The sequence below is a fragment of the Kitasatospora sp. NPDC057223 genome (assembly GCF_042669755.1).
In the GTDB taxonomy this organism is placed as follows: Bacteria; Actinomycetota; Actinomycetes; order Streptomycetales; family Streptomycetaceae; genus Kitasatospora.
Genome location: NZ_JBHUWW010000041.1, coordinates 40,262 through 58,474, shown reverse-complemented (window position 1 = coordinate 58,474; position 18,213 = coordinate 40,262). Strand labels below are relative to the sequence as shown.

Below are 18,213 nucleotides of genomic sequence, written 5' to 3'. Positions count from 1 at the left end.
GACCGCTGTGGCAGCGGTCGGCGGGCCCGGATCCAGGTGGGGTGCGAGTCAGGGCCGGTAGGCCTCGACAACCTGGACGTCTTCCTCCGTGATCTCCCCGTCCACGATGCGGAACGAGCGGAACTGGAAGGGGTCGCCGGGCTCGTTGCCCTCGGCGGTGGAGACGAGTACGTAGTGGGCCTCGGGCTCGGAGGCGAGGGAGACGTCGGTGCGCGAGGGGTGCGCCTCGGTGGCGGTGTGCGAGTGATAGACGATCACCGGCTCCTCGTCCCGGTCGTCCATCTCCCGGTAGAGCTTGAAGAGGTCACCGGAGTCGAACTCGTAGAACGTGGGCGAGCGGGCGGCGTTGAGCATCGGGATGAACCGCTCCGGGCGTCCGCTTCCGGCCGGTCCCGCGACCACGCCGCAGGCCTCGTCCGGGTGGTCGGCCCGGGCGTGGGCGACGATCGCGTCGTGCAGTTCTCGGGTGATGGTCAGCATGCGGCCAGGATAGCGACGCCCGGCCCGGCGGCGGCCGGTTGTCCGGCGTTCGGTCCGGCCGGTGGACGACCGGGCCGCGGACGGGGTCTCAGCCGCCGTCACGGGCGTGCAGGTGGTCGTGCGCGGTGCCGTGCACGGCCTCCGGCCGGACCCGCCTGAGCACCTGGTAGCCGATCACCAGCAGGGCGGCCCAGGCGGGGAAGACGTACAGCGAGATCCGGCTGTTCCTGTCGAAGGCGATCAGGACGAGCACCACGGCGAGGAAGGCGAGCGCGGACCAGCTGCTCCAGACGCCGCCGGGGGCCCGGAAGGTGGGCGGCGGGAGGTGGCCGTTCTGCCAGGCCCGGCGGTAGCGGATCTGGCAGATCAGGATCATCGCCCAGGTCCACAGCCCGCAGACGGTGGCGACGGAGGTGATGTACTCGAACGCCCTGCCGGGCGCGACGTAGTTGAGGAGCACTCCGAGGCCCATCAGCAGCGTCGAGGCGGTGATCGCGAACGCCGGGCTGCGGCTGCCGTTGAGCTTCGTCAGCAGACCGGGGGCCTGGCCGCGCAGGGCGAGGTCGCGCAGCATCCGGCCGGTGGAGTACATGCCGGAGTTGCAGGAGGACAGCGCGGCGGTGAGCACCACGAAGTTGATGATGCCGGCGGCGGCCGGGATGCCGACCTTGCCGAAGGCGGCGACGAACGGGCTCACCCCGGGCTGGAACTCGGTCCACGGGACGAGCGACAGGATCACCACCAGTGCGCCGATGTAGAAGAGCCCGATCCGCCAGGGCAGCGTGTTGATGGCGCGCGGCAGGGTCCGCTGCGGGTCCTCGCTCTCGCCCGCCGTGACGCCGACCAGCTCGACGCCGAGGTAGGCGAACATCACGATCTGCAGGGTCATCACGGTGGCGCCGATCCCCTTCGGGAAGAAGCCGCCGTCCTGCCAGAGGTTGGTGATTGACGCGGTGTCACCGGCGTCGCTGAAGCCCAGGGTGAGGACGCCGACGCCGATCAGGATCATGCCGATGATGGCGGTGACCTTGACCATCGAGAACCAGAACTCGATCTCGCCGAAGAGCCTCACGGAGATCAGGTTGGCCGCGTAGAGGATCAGCAGGAAGACCAGAGCGCTGATCCACTGCGGGATGTCCGGGGCCCAGAAGCGCACGTAGACGGCGGCGGCGGTGGTCTCGGCCATGCCGGTGACGACCCAGAACAGCCAGTACGTCCACCCGGTGACATAGCCGGCGAACGGGCCCAGGAACTCCCGGGCGTACTCGGCGAAGCTGCCGGACACCGGCCGGTAGGTGAGGAGTTCGCCGAGGGCGCGCATGATCACGAAGATCACCACGCCGGCCACCGCGTAGGACAGGATCAGACTGGGCCCGGCCTTGGAGATCGCCGTGCCCGCGCCGAGGAAGAGGCCGGTGCCGATCGCCCCGCCGATCGCGATCATCTGGATCTGACGACTGCCCAGACCCCGGGCGTAGCCCTCCTCGTCCGGCTTGGGATCGGACAGTTCGTCGTAGAGCTGTTCGGCCATGGTGCACCGTCCTGGGTCTCGTGGGGTGCAGAAGTCGTACCACGGGGTGACCGCTGAGCGGTGCGCATCTGAGCGATATTTGAGCATGCGATGTCATGGTTTCGCCCGGTTCACCCGTGAATGCAGCGACCCCCTGTCCGACATTCGGACAGGGGGTCGAAGGATGATCCCGGGGTGGCGGCGGTCAGCCGGCCATCGCCTCCAGCAGCGACTCCTGCATGCCGCCGAGCCACAGGTACGCCATCACCAGGGGCTTGCGCTCGTCGCTGTCGGACAGCTTGTAGAGGCCCTGCTCGTCCTCCTCGGTGATCTCCAGCCGGGCCGCGAGGGTCAGCCGGAGGTCGTTGACCGCGCCGAGCCAGTGCAGGCAGTCCGCCGGCCCGAGCTTCAGCACCCCGCCGTCGCCGCCGAGGCCGTCCAGGGCCCGGACGACATGCAGGGCGTCGTCCCGCTTGCGGGTCCGCAGGTCGACCTCGGTGTAGCGGCGGAACTCGGCGGCGGCGGCCCTGGTGTCGGCGTCCGCGGGCTGCCCGGGCTCGCCGTAGGCGTCCGGGAAGAGCCGCAGCAGCGCCGGGTCGGCGGGCGCCTCGGTGGGGCCCTCGGCGAACAGGGCGGCCAGCGGGTCGTCACTGCCCTGCCCCGGGCCGGGCCCGATCAGCTCCAGCATCTGCACCTCCAGCGAGCGCAGGATGGATGCCTCCAGCTCGTCCAGTGCGATCGCCGCACCACCGTCGCCGGCACTCTCGAACAACCCAGCCATCTGTATCGGTCAGCCCGTCTCGTCGTCTGTTCGTCGTGGGATCGGCGCCCGCCCGGCCGGGGCCGCGACGCGCCGTGGCGCCGGGGCGAAGGCCCGCACCGCCGTCAGTCGTGCTGGAGGGTGGCCCACAGTCCGTACCCGTGCATCGCCTGGACGTCGCGCTCCATCTCCTCGCGCGAGCCGCTGGAGACCACCGAGCGGCCCTTGGTGTGCACCTCCATCATGAGCTCCCGGGCCTTGTCCTTCGGGTAGCCGAAGTAGGCCTGGAAGACGTACTGGACGTAGCTCATCAGGTTGACCGGGTCGTTGTGGACGATCGTCACCCACGGTGTGTCCGGCTCCGCCACCGGCAGGCCTTCGACCTCCGGGCGCTCGATCTCGACGGGCGCGACACTCACCGCTGGTTCTCCTCCTGGTACGCGTTCCGGATGCTCCCTCGTCTCCCCATGCTGCCATCCGGGGGACCCGTGGGCGATTCCGCCCCGCGATCCTCACAGATCGGCGCAGAAGCCGCAGAACGTGGGTAAACACCTGAATCCGCCCCGCCGGAGACCTCGCGCGGACACCCGTGCGGACGCCGTCCGGACCGCCCGCGAGAACACCCGAAGAACACCGGAAGAGAAATCGTCACTTTGACGCTAAGTGGTAGTAGCATCATCCTCATGGACGCCACTTCTCGCGCGGCCGGCTCGACCGCGCTGCTCACCGACCGCTATGAGCTCACCATGCTGCAGGCCGCCCTGCGCAGCGGAGCAGCCCACCGCCGCTCCGTGTTCGAGGTGTTCACCCGCCGCCTGCCGAACGGCCGGCGCTACGGCGTCACGGCGGGCACCGGCCGGGTGCTGGACGCGGTGGAGAACTTCCGCTTCACCACCCCGCAGCTCGACTGGCTGTCCGCCCAGGGCGTGGTCGACGAGGAGACCCTGGAGTTCCTGGCCGGCTACCGGTTCCGCGGCGACATCCACGGGTACCCGGAGGGCGAGGTCTACTTCCCCGGCTCGCCGGTGCTCACCGTCGAGGGCAGCTTCGCCGAGGCGGTGATCCTGGAGACCCTGATCCTGTCGATCCTCAACTTCGACTCCGCCATCGCCGCCGCCGCCTCCCGGATGACCTCCGCCGCGGGCACCCGCCCGTGCATCGAGATGGGCGCCCGCCGCGCCCACGAGAGCGCCGCCGTGGCCGCCGCCCGCGCGGCCTACGTGGCCGGGTTCTCCGCCACCTCGGACCTGGAGGCCGGCTTCACCTACGGCATCCCCACCACCGGCACCGCCGCGCACGCCTTCACCCTGCTGCACGACAGCGAGCGCGACGCCTTCACCGCACAGATCGCCTCGATGGGCCGCGGCACCACGCTGCTGGTCGACACGTACGACCTCCAGGAGGCCGTCCGCACCGCCGTGGAGGTGGCCGGCCCCGAGCTCGGCGCCGTCCGGATCGACTCCGGCGACCTGACGCTGCTCGCCCACCGGGTCCGCCGTCAGCTGGACGACCTGGGCGCGCACAAGACCAAGATCATCGTCACCTCGGACCTCGACGAGTACGCCATCGCCGCGCTGGCCGCCGCCCCGGTCGACGGCTACGGCGTCGGCACCAGCCTGGTCACCGGCAGCGGCCACCCGACCTGCGCGATGGTCTACAAGCTCGTGGCCCGGGAGAGCACCCCCGGCGGCCCGCTGATCCCGGTGGCCAAGCGGTCCGCCGGGGCCAAGAGCAGCGTCGGCGGCCGCAAGTGGGCGGCCCGCCGGCCGGACGCCGACGGCGTCGCCGAGGCCGAGGTCGTCGGCACCGGCCCCGTCCCCGAGGAGCTGGCCGGGCACCTGCTCCAGGTGCCGCTCGTCGTGGCCGGCGAGAGCGTCGGGCGCGAGCCGCTGGCCGCCGCCCGGGAGCGCCACATCCGGTCCCGGGCCGCGCTGCCGCTGTCCGCCACCCAGCTCTCCAAGGGCGAGCCGGTGCTGACGACCGAACGGACGGCCTGACGACGCCCGGGAGGCGGCGCGGAGCCACGGCGTCCGCGCCCACAGCACTTCCGCCCGCGCACGTCTCTCCCTAGAGTTGCCACCAGCCGGCCACACGGCAGCGGCACTGCCCCACTCCGGCCGCCACCACCTCCATCACCTCTCCACTTCTTTCACCACCGAGGAAGCAAGCCATGCACCGGGCACTGATCGTCGTCGACGTGCAGAACGACTTCTGCGAGGGCGGCAGCCTGGCCGTCGCCGGGGGCGCCGAAGTGGCCGCCGCGATCACCGACCTGATCGCCGAGTCCGCCCCCGCCTACCACCACATCGTGGCCACCAGGGACCACCACATCGACCCGGGCGAGCACTTCTCCGCCGAACCGGACTACGTCACCAGCTGGCCCGTGCACTGCGTGGCCGGCACCGAGGGCGTCGGCTTCCACCCCAACTTCGCCCCCTCCGTCACCTCCGGCGCCATCGAGGCGGTCTTCGACAAGGGCGCCTACTCGGCGGCCTACAGCGGGTTCGAGGGCTTCGACGAGAACAACCGGGGCGCGACGGAGTGGCTGCGCGAGCGCCAGGTCACCGAGGTGGACGTGGTGGGTATCGCCACCGACCACTGCGTCCGGGCGACCGCGCTGGACGCCGTGCGCGCGGGCTTCGCCACCCGCGTCCTGCTGGACCTGACGGCCGGCGTCTCCCCGCAGACCACGGCGGCGGCGCTGGAGGAGCTCCGGGCGGCCGGGGTCACCCTCGTCGGCTCGCCGGTCGTCGGATAGCCGGACGGCGGGTAGCCGGCTGTCGGGTAGCCGGTGATCGGACGGACGGTGGGTAGCCGGCTGTCGGGCGGACGGCGGGTAACCGGTGATCGGACGGCCGGTAGCCGGCCGTCGGGCGGACGGTGATCGGGCGGACGGCGGACGGGCGGTGGCCGGCGATCGGACAGCCGGCCGTCGGGCGGCCGACCGCCGGGGCCGGGGCCGCGCTCACCGCTCGGTGGCGACCAGCTCCACCAGGTCCGTCCCGCCCAGGGCGAGGGCCTCGCGCAGTTCGGCACCGACCGTCTCGGGTTCGGCCGCGAGGCGCCGGCCCGAGAGCTGCACCACCCGGACACCCACGTACTCCAGCCGGTGCCTGCCCCCGCGCGCCCAGGCCGACTCCCCGGCGCTGACGCAGCGCAGCTCGGCGTCGACCTCCACCGCGACCCCGGCCTGCGGCCAGTACAGGTCCGGCACGGCGATGTAGGTGCCGCCGCGCATCCGCAGCTCGGGGCCGGCCAACGGGGCGGGCAGCTGCAGTTCACCGAGCAGCAGGCCGAGCCGTTCGATCGTCGACTCGCGCTCGGCGGCGAGCAGTTCGTCCAGTGCGGCCCGGATCAGGAGGTCGCCGAGCAGGTCGGCCTCGATCAGCTCGGCGAGCAGCTCCGCCACCGTGCAGCGGCCCTGCGGCAGGGCGACCGCCTCCCGCAGGACGGCGCGGACCAGGTGCGGACCGGCCGCGCCCACCGCGAACTCCCCCGCGTCCGTCCACTCCCGCAGCGCGTCGGCCACCGCCCGGGCGACCGGGGCGCAGGCCAGGCCGTGCACCGAGTGCGACTCCAACTCCCGCGCCGTGCGGCGGATCCGCACCTCGCCCGCGTCCTTCAGCCGACGCTGGCGGGGCACCAGCACCTCGACGCCGGTGAGGGCGGGCAGCCGGGGCACCGCGGCGAAGCCGTAGAGGGCGAGGGCCGCCGCGCCGGTGATCACCGCGCCGTCCCGCTGCCCCTCCTCGCGGCCGTTCTGCGCGGCGTAGAGCAGTGCGGCCCAGATCCGCTGCTCGGGCGTCGGTTCGCCCTCCTGCAGCAGGTAGACCCTGGGCAGCAGGCGCTGCCAGGGGCCACCGGGGCGGCAGTGGTCACTGACCACCCGGGTCGGTACACCCCGCGCCCGCAACTGGCCGGCGGTGATGACATTCTGCTGACGCTTCGCCAGCTCCTCCAGGGACGGGGGCGGCGATGGAATCCGGTAGCTCATGCCGACACCATCCCCAACGCCCGGACCGGACATCGGCTGCCTGACGCACTGTTACGCAACCGTCGCAAGACCGGAACCGTCTCGCGCTAAAGTCCTCATATCATCACCCGTTCGGCGTAATACGCGACCCCACGGTTGACCTGCTGGGCGAGCCCGTACGCCCCCGCCCGGCGCTGCCCGAGGCCGCCCCGGCGGGACGCCCGCGCGCGGGGCGCCCTGGTCCGGACCAACGACCGGGGCGTCTGACCCTGAGTGACCAGGACCATACGCCGAAGCCCCCCGCGGGAGTCACTCCCGTCCACACGATTGCCTACCCTTGCTTCATGTCACGTGACGACACCACCGGCCTTCGCGCGGCGCTGCTGCGCCTCGGCCGCCTGCCCGGATACGTCCGCCGGCCCGACCTCGCCCGCCGCACCGGCGAGCAGGGTCATACGTACAAAAAGGGCTGGGAGGTCCGCTTCACCGCCCGCACCGAGGAGGAGATAGCCGAGATCCGCGACCTCGTCGTCGCGGCCGGCTTCGCCCCCGCCCGGCCGTTCTTCAAGGGCCACCAGCTCATCCAGCCGGTGTACGGCATGGCCGTCGTGCAGGCGTACCTCGCCGCCCGGCAGAGCGCCGAGGAGAACGCCGCCAAGGCCGGCGGACCCACCAGGGGCGCCGCGGTCGGCCCGGCCGCCGTCCGCACCGACGTGCACCGGACGTCCACCCGCACCGAGCTCCGCCCGGACGGCGCCGGCCCGGCAGGACACGAGCAGGACCGCCGGGCCACAGCCGCCGGCGCCGCGGTGGCCGCCGCCGCGAGCGCCGCGACGGCCGCGGCGCGGGCCCGGCGGCAGGCGGTGGAGGGGTTCCCCGCCCAGGCCGAACGGTCCACCGCGGCCGACCGGTTGGACCGCACGGCGCAGGCCGCCCAGGCCGCGCGCGCCGTCGCACAGTCCGTCGCGCGGGGCGTCTCGCAATCCGCCGCACAGGGCGTCTCGCACGCCCTCCCGCAACCCGTCTCGCCGGGCGCCGGACGGCCCGCCGGGAGTCAGGGCGAGCAGCTGCCCGCCCGCTCCTCGTAGCCACGGGCCGGGCGCCGGGCACGGCCGGCCCGCACCCCCTGGGAGCCGGGCGCTCAGGCGGGGGCGTGGTCGATGTGCACCGTGGCACCCAGCAGGCGCGGCACCGACCGGATCAGCGCCTGCTCGGCCGCGACGGCGACCCGGTGCGCGGCCACCACGGACAGCGTCCCGTCCACCACCACGTCCGCCTCGGCCCGCAGGGTGTGGCCGATCCAGCGCATCCGCAGCGCGCCGACGTCCCGCACACCGTCCACCGCCCGCAGCCCGCGCTCGGCCGCGTCCACGAGTCCCGGATCCACGGCGTCCATCAGCCGCCGGCCGACGTCGCGCACCGAGCCGCGCAGGACGGCCAGGATCGCCACCGTGATCAGCAATCCCACCAGCGGATCGGCCCAGGTCAGCCCCAGCCCGCCACCGGCCGCGCCGAGCAGGACGGCGAGCGAGGCCAGCCCGTCCGTCCGGGCGTGCACGCCGTCCGCCACGAGGGCCGCCGAGCCGATCCGGCGGCCGGTCCGGATCCGGTAGCGGGCCACCCACTCGTTCCCCAGGCAGCCGGCCAGCGCGGCGCCCGCGACCGCCCAGAGATGGCCCACCGGCTGCGGGTGGAGCAGGCGGTCCAGGGCGGTCACCGCGGCGAAGACCGCGGAGGCCGCGACGGCCAGCACGATCGCCACCCCCGCCAGGTCCTCCGCGCGCCCGTAGCCGTACGTGTAGCGCCGGTTGGCGGCGCGCCGGCCGAGCAGGAAGGCGATGCCCAGCGGCACGGCGGTGAGCGCGTCCGCGAGATTGTGGACGGTGTCGCCGAGCAGCGCGACCGAGCCGGACAGCAGCACGATCGCCCCCTGCGCGGCGGCCGTGACGGCGAGCACCACCAGTGAGACCCAGAGGGTGCGCAGCCCGTCCGCCGAGGCCTCCAGGGCGGCGTCGACCTTGTCCGCCGCCTGGTGCGAGTGCGGGCGCAGCAGGTGGCCCAGCCGGTGCCGGAGTCGGCCCTGACCCTGGACATGGCCGTGGCTGTTTCCCTGACCGTGGACATGACCATTCGGGTGCGGGTGGGTGTGTTCGTGAGGGTGCGCGTGGACCTCCATACGGCCTAAGGTGGCACACCAACTCCCTTGCAGCCACTGCCGTTGTACGGGCTCCGACCAGGTGCGACACGCTCGCAACTACGCCTCCTGCGCCGCTGTGCCGCGGTGCTCCCCCGCCGCTCCCCCGCCCGGGCGGACGGCATCCGTCCGGGATCGGCTCGGTCACATTCCGGGATTTCAATCCGATTGGTTACCCTGTGCACTGGCCGCTTCCCGTAGAGTGAGCGCGGACGAACCCCCCGCGCCCGACATCTCCCGTGCCGAGAGGCAGAGTTGACAACCCGTCACACCAGCCTTTTCGAGCCGCCGCCCGACCGGGACGGCCTGCGTGCCATGCCCGTGGAGTACGCGGCCTTCTGCGAGCTGCACCGCCCGCGCTACCTGAGCTACGCCCGGGTGTGGCTGCCCGACGCCGAGGAGGCCGCCGCCAGCGTCCAGGAGGCGCTCTGCGAGGTGGCGACGCACTGGCGCGAGCTGCTGGTCAGCTCCAACCCTACGGCGGAGGCCTGGCACATCCTGCGCACCACCGTCTCCGCCCGGCTGCACACCGGCCCGGCCACGCCCGGCCCGCGCACCGCAGGCCCGGTGCCGTCCGACTCACGGCCGGCCGGCCCGCAGGACGAGGACCTGGCGATCCTCCACTACGTGGTCGGCCTCGCCGCGCCGGAGATCGCGGACGTCGTGGGGTCGGACACCGCCAACGTGGCCGGCCGGCTGCGCCGAGCGGTGCTGCACGACCCCGCCGAGTGGTGACCACCGTCACCGCGTGTGCTCCGGATGACGGGCCGCGCGACCGGGGATGATCACGTCCAGGCCCCTCGGAGATCCCGTCGGCAGCCGTAGCCCGGAGGTCGCCGTGACCCGTGAATCGTCCCCCGAACCGGCCCGCGAGCCCTCCCGCGGCCACCTGGCCGCCCAGATCCGGGAGCAGGCCGACGCCTGCGGGCGGCTCGGCTCACCGCTCTACGAGGCTCTGCTGCACCGCGCCGCCGAGGACGTCACAGCGGGCGGCCCGTGCGCCGGGGCGCTGGCCGGGTACGAGGACGCGGCCGGCCCGGACGCGATCGCCCTGCGGTTGCTCGGCGGCGTGCACGCGCTGGTGCTGACCGGCCGCGCGCCCGCGCTCGCGGTGTACTACCCGAGCGCGGGCGGCGCCTTCACGCCGGCGGATGCCGGGGCCGCCTGGCCTGCCTTCCGCTCCACCGTCGCCGCGAACCTCCCCTGGGTGCGGGACTGGCTGACCCGGCCCCCGCAGACCAACGAGGTCGGACGCGCCAACCTGCTGATCACCGGCCTGCTCCGGGTGCTCCCGGCCGGGCCGCTCCCGGTCCGACTGTTCGAACTCGGCTCCAGCGCCGGACTCAACCTGCTGGCCGACCGGTTCCGCTGCACCGCCGGCGCCTTCGCCCACGGCCCCGCCGACTCCCCCGTCCAGCTCCGAGGCGCCTGGCAGGACGCTCCGCCCGGCTGGCTGCCGCCGGCCGCCGCCGCCCACCCCGCGCTCGACTTCGCCGAACGCCACGGTTGCGACCTCACCCCGATCGACCCCGCCTCCCCCGACGGCGCCCTCGCCCTGCGCGCCTACGTCTGGCCCGACCAGAGCGCCCGCACCGCCCGCCTGGCCGGCGCCCTGGAACTGGCCGCCAAGCACCCGGTGGACGTCCGGGCCGTCGGCGCGGCCGAGTTCCTCCGCGCGGTCACCGTGCAGCCCGGCGCACTGACCGTGGTCTGGCACTCGATCATGCGCCAGTACGTCCCCAAGGACGAATGGCGCGCCGTCGAGGGCGAGTTGGCCCGCCTGGCAGGCGCGAGCAGTCCCACTGCCCCCTTCGCGTACATCGCCTTCGAGCCGCGCAGGTACGGCTCGGAGCACCGCTTCGTACTGACCGTCCGGCCGGGCGACGGGCCGGAGGAGGTACTCGCCGAGGCCGTCCCGCACGGCCTGCCCGCACGCCCCTTCGGCCCGGGGCCCGGGGAGGGCTAGCCCCGAGACCGCACGGGTTCACCGGGTTGCCGAGGGCCTATCGGGGCCGGCTCGGTGGTCGGCATCGGACAGCGGTCCGGCCTTCGTGACGACTCCGGTCCACCAGTCCGGCTGATCGGTGGGCTGCCACGAGACCTCCAGCTCTCGGTGGGTCAGCTCCTCGGCCCTGAGGTGGAGGGCAGCCTGCGCTGTCTCGGGCTCGCACGAGGGCTCGGGGTGATCGAGACCACCGTCGGCGACGCCACGGGGTGCCTCGAAGTACACGGCGAACCGCCACCGGTCCGGCGTGCGGTAAAGGACGAGCGTCTTCGGAGTCCCGATCGTGCGCCGGTACGGCTGCCTCGTGCTTCCCATGGAGGAAGTATCGGCAATCGCTCGGCCGCCCCGGCGCGGGCCCTTCTCCCGGCGGATACGGGCTCGTTCGGGGCAGGCCAGAGCGATCTCGTGCGGTCGGAGCGCTAACGAACGGACCCGGCCGGGGTGCCGGTGACGTCGTGCAGGTGGTGCAGCGGGTCGTGGATCAGGTAGCGGGCGAAGGACTCGACCGTGAACCGGGCACCGTCGCTGCGGGTGCCGGTGCGCTGCCACTGCTCGCCGGAGACCCGGTCGAACCGGACCGCGACGACCTCGGCGGCCTCGACCAGATCGGCCGCGACCGTCTTCGGGTCCTGCTCGCCGTAGTGCTCGGCGAGGGCCGTCTCGTCCTGGTCCCAGTTGGCGAAGAGCGGGCCGTCCTGGCCGAGCATCAGGTCCACCCGGACGGCACAGATCCGGAAGACGTCCCGCACGTGGCAGGCGTACTCCAGTGCCGACCAGACGCCGGGGCGGGGCCGACAGCGAAGTTCCGCATCGTCGCCCGCGAGGACGGCCACCCACGCCGCGGCGTTCGCCCGCGCCAGTCCGGCCACGTCCTCGCGGACGACGGCCGGGGTGTCGAGCCCGCAGTCGGGGCAGGCGCGCTCCAGCACCCAGGTCCAGTCCTTGGTGTCCGGCGTGATGGCCAGGTCGGCGCCGGCCGCGTGGCCGGCGATGGTCACGTGGTCGGCGATGGTCGCTCGGTCGCGGGTGACGGCGTCGTCTGCAGTGGTCATGCGTCCAGGATGGCCGCAGGTCAGGGCCGTCACCAGCGGCGTTCCCGCCACCGTCCGCCGAAATGCCGCCAGCCCCCGAGGCGCCCGGCTCAGCCTGTCGGCCGCGCCGCTTCGGCTCGGGCTTCGGCTTCGGCTTGGGCCTCTGCCTCGGCCTGCGCCTCGTAGGAGGCACGCGCTTCCAGCAGGTGGGCGAGGTGCTCGCGGGTCCAGGCGCAGGTCGCGTCCATCGGCCCGAGCAGCGAACGGCCGAGCGGCGTCAGCCCGTACTCGACGCGCGGCGGGTGCTCGGCGTATTCGGTGCGGCTCACCGCGCCGTCGCGTTCCATCGCGCGCAGCGTCTCGACGAGCACCTTGGGCGTGATCCCGCGCAGGGGCACCTTCAGCTCGGTGAACCGGCGCGGGCCGCCCTCCAGGCAACGCATGACCTTCCAGGACCACTTCCGGCCGCCCAGTACGGGGACCGTCGCGACCGGGCAGGACGGGTCGAAGAAGTCCGGGGTCAGCGGTTCGATCGCGCTCTGCGTCATACCGACGACGGTAGTCCACCGGCCGGTGGGGGCGCCGCAACCGTCGACCGGATCCCTCAGTCGGTTCCGTCGGCCGGATCCGACGGCCGATATCGTTGAAGTAACCGGCACCACCCGGTCTACCGTCTCGGCAACGGCGGTCGACAGCAGCCCCGTTCGTATCGAGAAGGCAGGGCCAACATGAGCAGCACCAGCAGCCGGACCGCCGCCGACGTCGTGGTCTTCGGTGCCGGCGGGCAGGTCGGACGGGCCGTCGTCGCGGAGGCCAGCGAACGCGGCCTGACCGTCACGGCGGCCGTCCGGGACGAGACCCGCCACGCGGACCTCACCGCCGAGGGCGTGACCCTCGTACGCTGCGACGTGACCGATGCCGACGCCGTGGCGGCCGTCGCCGCCGGGCACCGGCTCGCGGTGAACTCCGTCTACACCCCGGGCGTCCCCTCGCAGGAGTTCTACCTCGCCGCGACCACCGCCCTCGCCGACGGACTCGGACGGGCCGCCACCGGCCGCCTGGTCAGCGTGGGTCTCGCCACCACCCTGGAGACCGCACCTGGCGTCCGGATCCTCGACGATCCCGAATTCCCGGAGGCCCACCGGACGTTCTCGCTCGGCCACGCCGTCGCCCTGGACATCCTGCGCGCCACGGGCCCCGCCCTGGACTGGGTGGTCGTCACCCCGCCCCTCGACCTCGACCGGGCGGCACCACGCACCGGCCGCTACCGGTCCGGCGGCCCCCAGGTGCTCGGCGCCCGGATCGCCCAGGCCGACCTGGCCGTCGCCGTCGTCGACGAACTCACCGAGCCCCGCCACCACCGCGAGCAGATCGCGGTGGCGGAGTAGGGCGGCAACGGCACCGGATCCTTGTCGGCACCGGAGCGTGAAGGACGAGCAGTCCTTCGCCGACAAGACCGGCCACCCTGCCTACTGGACGGGCGAGCAGGCAGTCGCGATCCGCGCGGAGGGCGCACTGCCGGCCCGGCGGGCGCAGGCACGGGAGTTCCCGTTCGACGACCCGGTGGTGCGACTTCCGCCCGCCCGCCGCGTGGCAGACACCGCCTCTGCCGTGACCAGCCGCCTTCCCGTGCCGCGGTACGGGTGCTGTCGGCATCCGGTAGAAATCCGCTGGTGAACGGGGTGCACGGCGGCCATCCTGGACGGATGCTCATTCGCGAAGCCACACAGGCCGACTGGCCGGCCATCTGGTCGTTCCTGCGCACCATCGTCGCCGCCGGGGACACCTTCACCTGGGACCGCGACATCAGCGAGGAACGCGCTCGCGCCATGTGGCTGAAGGAGGCGCCCGGCCGCACCGTCGTCGCCGTCGACGAGGACGGCACCGTGCTGGGCAGTGCCGAGACCCACCCCAACCAGGGTGGCCCCGGGGCGCATGTCGCCAACGCCGGCTTCATGGTCGATCCCCGCTTCACCGGCCGGGGCGTGGCCCGGGCACTGGCCGCCCACGTGCTCGACCGGGCGCGGGCCGACGGCTACCGGGCGATGCAGTTCAACGCGGTGGTGGAGACCAACTCCCGGGCGGTGGCGCTCTGGCAGTCGCTGGGCTTCGAAGTGCTCGCGACGGTGCCGGAGGCGTTCCTGCACTCCGAGAAGGGGTACGTCGGATTGTTGGTCATGTACCGGAAGCTCTGAAGACGGGAGCGGTTGAGGGAGGGAGGGGCGGTGAGGGAGGGAGCGGCGGCGGGGTGGTACGTGCCGTGAATTGCGGGAGCGCTCCCACGTCATGCCGACCTGCACTGCAGGAGATCGGGAAAACTCCTAGTGCGTCAGGGATTACGCCGGAGCCCGCCCTTGGCTACGCTCTACCCCGATCGCGGGAGCGCTCCCACGTTCATCCCCACCGTCCTGGCTTCTCTCCCACCCGAGAGCACGCGGAGAACACCCATGAGCACCCACGAGCCCGTCCGGCGCGCCTCCTCCCCCAGCGGCCGCGCCACCGAAGAGCCCCCGGCGAGCGCCCGGCGCGGCCGCACCGCCCTGCTGGCACTGGCCGCCGGCGCGGCTGCCGGAGCGATGCTGCTGGCCACCCAGACCGGTGCCGGGGCCGCGGTCCAGGGCAGCCTGGCCGGCAGCACCCAGTTCTACAAGGACCCGGCCTCCCAGGTCGTGAAGTGGGTCGCCGCCAACCCGAACGACTCCCGTACCCAGGTGATCTCCAAGCGGGTGGCCAGCCAGCCGCAGGGCATCTGGTTCGCCAACTACCGCCCCGACACCGTCACCTCGGACGTTCGGGCGATCACGACGGCGGCCGCCGGGGCCGGCCAGGTGCCGGTACTGGTGGTGTACGAGATCCCGAACCGCGACTGCGGCGGCGCCTCCGCGGGCGGCGCCCCGGACCTCGCCTCGTACGACGCCTGGGTGACCAAGTTCGCGGCCGGCCTCGGCAGCGGCCCCTCGCTCATCGTCCTGGAGCCGGACTCGATCGCCCTCACCACCTGCCTGTCGGCCCAGCAGCAGACCGACCGCTTCGCCTCCCTCTCGCGGGCCGGCGCCACCATCCACGCCGCCGCGCCGAACGCGAAGGTCTACCTGGACGGCGGCCACTCCACCTGGAACAGCGCCGCCACGCAGGCCGACCGCCTGCGCAGCGCCGGCATCCTGGCCAACGCCAACGGCTTCTTCACCAACGTCTCCAACTTCAACACCACCGGCGGCGAGGTCGGTTACAGCAAGTCGGTGCTGTCCGCCCTGGGCAACCCCGGCAACCTGCACGCCGTCATCGACACCAGCCGCAACGGCAACGGTCCGGCGGGCGGCGGCGCCTGGTGCGACCCGGCCGGCCGCTCGATCGGCAACTACCCGACCGCCGCCACCGGCGACGCCGCGATCGACGCCTACCTCTGGGTGAAGCCGCCGGGCGAGGCCGACGGCTGCGCCGCCGCCGCGGGCACCTTCTCCCCGGACGTCGCCTACCAGCTCGCCGCCAACGCGTCGGACCCGAGCACCCCGCCGACGGCCACCCCCACGGTGACGCCCACCGTCACGCCCACGGCCACCGTGACGCCGACCACCACCCCGACCGCGACCGCCACCCCGACCGCCACGGCGACGTCCCAGCCGCCGACCGGCACCTCCGCCTGCTCGGTCGCCTACCGGGCCAACTCCTGGACCGGTGGCTTCACCGCCGACGTCACGGTCAAGAACACGGGCACGGCCCCGATCAGCGGCTGGACGCTCAAGTGGACCTACGGCGGCGACCAGAAGGTCACCGGCTTCTGGAACGCCAAGATCACCCAGTCGGGAGCAGCGGTCACGGCCACCGACCTCGGCTACAACGGCAGCCTCGCCGCGGGCGCCTCGACCGGCTTCGGCTTCCAGGGCAGCTACAGCGCCGCCAACCCCGTCCCCACCACCTTCACCCTGAACGGGGCTGCCTGCAGCGCCGTCTGACACATCATCACTGGATGCCGCCGACCGGAGATGTTCCGGTCGGCGGCATCGGTGTGCCGGCTGCCCCTGGGAGCCTCGATCCCCCTCAGAGGAACCCGGCGACACGCAGGGACAGTTCATCCATCTGCTCGTCACCGACCGGGTGCTCCGCCCCCAGCAGCCCGAAGACGCGGGGCCCGCGAAGCTCCGACGGATGGTCCGCGGAACGAGGCACGATGTGGAAGTGGACGTGCTCGAAGCTCGCCTGCTCCGCGAACTGCGCGACGTACGTCTTCTCGCACCCCGTGGCGGCGGCCAGCGCACGGGACAGCCTCACCTGCCAGCTCCCGAGCGAGGCCGCCTCGGCGTCCGTCAACCCGGCGACAGTGGTGACGTGCCGCCGGGGCATCAGCACGAGCCAGCCGGGATGAGCCGTCCTGATCGCATGCGCCACCCGCCAGTGCTCGTCGACGGCGATCCGCTCACGCGGTGGGAGACCGGCCAGGCCGGCCTCCCGGTCACAGCTGTAACAGTCCATCCGGCCACGATAGTTGGCCGGGGCGACGTCGCCGGCGGAGCAACCCGGCTCAGCCCCCGTTCCCCTTCACGGTGCAGACCGCGTCGATCGACGTCGGGGCCGGGGACGAGGGAAGCGCCCACTTGAGCAGACTCGCGCAGATCGCCGCCTCCTGCGGATTCTTCGGCCCCGACGCCTCGGCAGCGTGCGCGGGCCCGGCCAGCAGGCCTGCTGCCACGGCCACGAGGATGGCGACGGCGGAGGTACGGAACTGCTGCTTCCTCAACATGACGGGGTCCTTCCGGTAGTCAACGGATGACCATGACTACCGGAAGGACCCCGGAACACTGCGCCTATTCGCCTGTCCGTGGGCGCGTCAGCGGAACGGATTCCCTCCCGGGGGACCCTGCGGGGGCTGCGGGGCCTGCGACGCCGGCGGGTAGCCGTACGGGGACTGCTGCTGCGGAGCGGCCCCGTACGGGGACTGGCCGTACTGCGGCTGGCCGTACTGCGGGTTCTGCGGCTGCCCGTACGGCTGCTGCGGCGGTCCCGGCGGCAGGTGGCCGCCAGCACCCGGCGGCGGCGGAGGCGGCCCGCCGCTGCCGTTCTTCCGGCTCCGGACGACCAGGAACACGATCAGGACGATCACGAGCAGCCCCAGCGCACCGGCCAGCACGTACACGTAGACCGGCACCCCGGAGCTGTCCGTCTTACCGAGCCCGTCGCCGACCACCTTGGCCCCCGGCTGCTTGCCGTCGCCCGTGGGCACGGGCTCGGGTGAGGACGGCGGATGCGGCTCGGTCCGGGTCAGGAGCGGATTGCCCTTCGGCCCGTTGTCCACCTCGGGGTTCGCGGCCAGCGCCTTGGACGGCGACGCGATCCCGTTGCCGTAGTGGTCATCGGGCACCGGCGTACCGTCGGGCGGCGCGACCGCACTCTTGATGATCCGGTTGATCACCTGGCCGGCGGAGAGACTCGGGTACTTGGACCGGACGAGGGCGGCGATGGCGGAGACGTAGGCGGTGGCGTCGGAGGTGCCGTCCGCCGTGCGATAGGCCGAGGTGGACTTGCTGCCCGCGGAGTAGATGCCGACCCCGGGTGCGACGACCGTCGTCTCCGGGCCGGGGCTCGACTTCGCCCAGATCTTGCCGTCCTGATCCACTGCGCCTACGGCGATCACGCCGGGGAAGGCCGCGGGATAGGTCACGCTGGTCTCGTGGTTACCGGCGTTGCCCGTACCGCCCACAAGGACGACGTCCTTGCTCAGCGCATAGTTGACCGCATCGCGGGTCTCGCTGTCCCCTGCGCCGCTGAAGGACATGTTGATCACCTTGGCTCCGTGATCAACTGCGAACCGAATGGCCAGCGGAATCGCGTCGCCCTCAGCAGCGCGACTGTTGTCGACCCCGGAGAGCGGGACCCGCGCCGGAAGGATCTTCGCCTTCGGTGCAAGACCCATCACGCCCGCCTGGTCACCATGGCCATGGCCTGCGATCAGACTGGCCATGCCGGTGCCGTGCCCATCCTTGTCGACGCGGCCTTCACCGGCCTCGCCTGTCCGATCGAAGCCGGGGAGCACCTGTCCGGTCAGATCCTGATGGTCGGCAGCAACCCCGGTATCAATGACCGCCACGATCACGCCTTCGCCCTGGCTGACCGGCCAGACCTTGGTCTCCGCGTCGTACTTCACCAGAGCCCACTGACCGTCACGAATGGTGTCGGCGGTGGCCGGGCCTGCGGCCATGCCCCACAGCAGGGTTCCTGCAGCGAGCACGGCCGCGCCGCGCACCGGTCGGCTGGTCGTCAAGCCT

Annotated in this window: 20 protein-coding genes; 9 read left to right on the top strand and 11 right to left on the bottom strand. The window is 72.9% G+C overall.

Going from position 1 to position 18,213, the window contains the following annotated elements; translation table 11 throughout:
* Nucleotides 1–48 precede the first annotated feature (48 nt).
* From ACFUK0_RS17145 to clpS, 4 genes are all read right to left on the bottom strand, one after another.
* Complete coding sequence (locus ACFUK0_RS17145) at nt 49–480, bottom strand: Mov34/MPN/PAD-1 family protein (RefSeq protein WP_380250845.1); 432 nt, start codon at nt 478–480, stop codon at nt 49–51.
* A gap of 88 nt (nt 481–568) precedes the next feature.
* On the bottom strand, nt 569–2,011 hold the full coding sequence (locus ACFUK0_RS17140; RefSeq protein WP_380250843.1) for an amino acid permease: 1,443 nt from the start codon (nt 2,009–2,011) through the stop codon (nt 569–571).
* A 184-nt stretch (nt 2,012–2,195) separates the two neighbouring features.
* A complete protein-coding gene (locus ACFUK0_RS17135) occupies nt 2,196–2,771 on the bottom strand; it encodes a DUF2017 domain-containing protein (RefSeq protein ID WP_380250841.1) in 576 nt (191 codons plus the stop codon).
* A 104-nt stretch (nt 2,772–2,875) separates the two neighbouring features.
* Nucleotides 2,876–3,169 carry an ATP-dependent Clp protease adapter ClpS gene (clpS, locus tag ACFUK0_RS17130; protein WP_380250839.1) on the bottom strand — a complete coding sequence of 98 codons (294 nt, stop codon included), beginning with the start codon at nt 3,167–3,169 and terminating at the stop codon, nt 2,876–2,878.
* A gap of 264 nt (nt 3,170–3,433) precedes the next feature.
* Here clpS and ACFUK0_RS17125 point away from each other — a divergent pair, with 264 nt between their 5' ends.
* The gene (locus ACFUK0_RS17125) at nt 3,434–4,747 is read left to right on the top strand and encodes a nicotinate phosphoribosyltransferase (protein ID WP_380250837.1); all 1,314 of its coding nucleotides are present in this window, start codon (nt 3,434–3,436) and stop codon (nt 4,745–4,747) included.
* Nucleotides 4,748–4,920: 173 nt separating this feature from the next.
* Nucleotides 4,921–5,508 (top strand): isochorismatase family protein, encoded by a 588-nt coding sequence (locus ACFUK0_RS17120; RefSeq protein WP_380250835.1) that lies wholly within the window; start codon nt 4,921–4,923, stop codon nt 5,506–5,508.
* A gap of 207 nt (nt 5,509–5,715) precedes the next feature.
* Here the strand turns inward: ACFUK0_RS17120 and ACFUK0_RS17115 are convergent, their stop codons facing one another.
* Nucleotides 5,716–6,744, bottom strand: a complete 1,029-nt coding sequence (locus ACFUK0_RS17115) for a hypothetical protein (RefSeq protein WP_380250833.1) — start codon at nt 6,742–6,744, stop codon at nt 5,716–5,718.
* Nucleotides 6,745–7,067: 323 nt separating this feature from the next.
* Between ACFUK0_RS17115 and ACFUK0_RS17110 the strand changes: the two genes are divergently transcribed.
* Nucleotides 7,068–7,811 carry a hypothetical protein gene (locus tag ACFUK0_RS17110; RefSeq protein ID WP_380250831.1) on the top strand — a complete coding sequence of 248 codons (744 nt, stop codon included), beginning with the start codon at nt 7,068–7,070 and terminating at the stop codon, nt 7,809–7,811.
* 53 nt (nt 7,812–7,864) lie between these two features.
* On the opposite strand, the gene ACFUK0_RS17105 is transcribed toward ACFUK0_RS17110, so the two are convergent.
* Nucleotides 7,865–8,899, bottom strand: coding sequence for a cation diffusion facilitator family transporter (locus ACFUK0_RS17105; protein ID WP_380250829.1), 1,035 nt, complete (start codon nt 8,897–8,899; stop codon nt 7,865–7,867).
* Nucleotides 8,900–9,172: 273 nt separating this feature from the next.
* On the opposite strand from ACFUK0_RS17105, the gene ACFUK0_RS17100 reads away from it, so the two are divergent.
* Both ACFUK0_RS17100 and ACFUK0_RS17095 read left to right on the top strand, forming a co-directional pair.
* Nucleotides 9,173–9,652 (top strand): RNA polymerase sigma factor, encoded by a 480-nt coding sequence (locus ACFUK0_RS17100; protein WP_380250827.1) that lies wholly within the window; start codon nt 9,173–9,175, stop codon nt 9,650–9,652.
* 103 nt (nt 9,653–9,755) lie between these two features.
* Nucleotides 9,756–10,883 carry a DUF2332 domain-containing protein gene (locus ACFUK0_RS17095; RefSeq protein ID WP_380250825.1) on the top strand — a complete coding sequence of 376 codons (1,128 nt, stop codon included), beginning with the start codon at nt 9,756–9,758 and terminating at the stop codon, nt 10,881–10,883.
* 458 nt (nt 10,884–11,341) lie between these two features.
* On the opposite strand, the gene ACFUK0_RS17090 is transcribed toward ACFUK0_RS17095, so the two are convergent.
* Nucleotides 11,342–11,974 carry a DinB family protein gene (locus ACFUK0_RS17090; RefSeq protein ID WP_380250823.1) on the bottom strand — a complete coding sequence of 211 codons (633 nt, stop codon included), beginning with the start codon at nt 11,972–11,974 and terminating at the stop codon, nt 11,342–11,344.
* 89 nt (nt 11,975–12,063) lie between these two features.
* Entirely contained in the window at nt 12,064–12,501 is a 438-nt protein-coding gene (locus ACFUK0_RS17085; RefSeq protein ID WP_380250821.1) for a winged helix-turn-helix transcriptional regulator, read from the bottom strand.
* Between the two features lie 180 nt (nt 12,502–12,681).
* Here ACFUK0_RS17085 and ACFUK0_RS17080 point away from each other — a divergent pair, with 180 nt between their 5' ends.
* The 4 genes from ACFUK0_RS17080 (at nt 12,682) to ACFUK0_RS17065 (ending at nt 15,906) form a co-directional block, all read left to right on the top strand.
* Nucleotides 12,682–13,341, top strand: a complete 660-nt coding sequence (locus ACFUK0_RS17080; RefSeq protein WP_380250819.1) for an NAD(P)-dependent oxidoreductase — start codon at nt 12,682–12,684, stop codon at nt 13,339–13,341.
* Between the two features lie 37 nt (nt 13,342–13,378).
* Nucleotides 13,379–13,630 carry a hypothetical protein gene (locus tag ACFUK0_RS17075; RefSeq protein ID WP_380250817.1) on the top strand — a complete coding sequence of 84 codons (252 nt, stop codon included), beginning with the start codon at nt 13,379–13,381 and terminating at the stop codon, nt 13,628–13,630.
* Nucleotides 13,631–13,659: 29 nt separating this feature from the next.
* On the top strand, nt 13,660–14,148 hold the full coding sequence (locus ACFUK0_RS17070; RefSeq protein ID WP_380250815.1) for a GNAT family N-acetyltransferase: 489 nt from the start codon (nt 13,660–13,662) through the stop codon (nt 14,146–14,148).
* A gap of 252 nt (nt 14,149–14,400) precedes the next feature.
* On the top strand, nt 14,401–15,906 hold the full coding sequence (locus ACFUK0_RS17065; protein WP_380250813.1) for a glycoside hydrolase family 6 protein: 1,506 nt from the start codon (nt 14,401–14,403) through the stop codon (nt 15,904–15,906).
* A gap of 85 nt (nt 15,907–15,991) precedes the next feature.
* Here the strand turns inward: ACFUK0_RS17065 and ACFUK0_RS17060 are convergent, their stop codons facing one another.
* From ACFUK0_RS17060 to mycP, 3 genes are all read right to left on the bottom strand, one after another.
* Nucleotides 15,992–16,423: an HIT family protein gene (locus tag ACFUK0_RS17060; RefSeq protein WP_380250811.1), complete on the bottom strand. Its 432-nt coding sequence runs from the start codon at nt 16,421–16,423 to the stop codon at nt 15,992–15,994.
* A 49-nt stretch (nt 16,424–16,472) separates the two neighbouring features.
* Nucleotides 16,473–16,691, bottom strand: a complete 219-nt coding sequence (locus ACFUK0_RS17055) for a hypothetical protein (protein ID WP_380250809.1) — start codon at nt 16,689–16,691, stop codon at nt 16,473–16,475.
* Nucleotides 16,692–16,778: 87 nt separating this feature from the next.
* Nucleotides 16,779–18,209, bottom strand: a complete 1,431-nt coding sequence (gene mycP / locus ACFUK0_RS17050) for a type VII secretion-associated serine protease mycosin (protein ID WP_380250807.1) — start codon at nt 18,207–18,209, stop codon at nt 16,779–16,781.
* Nucleotides 18,210–18,213: the final 4 nt, after the last annotated feature.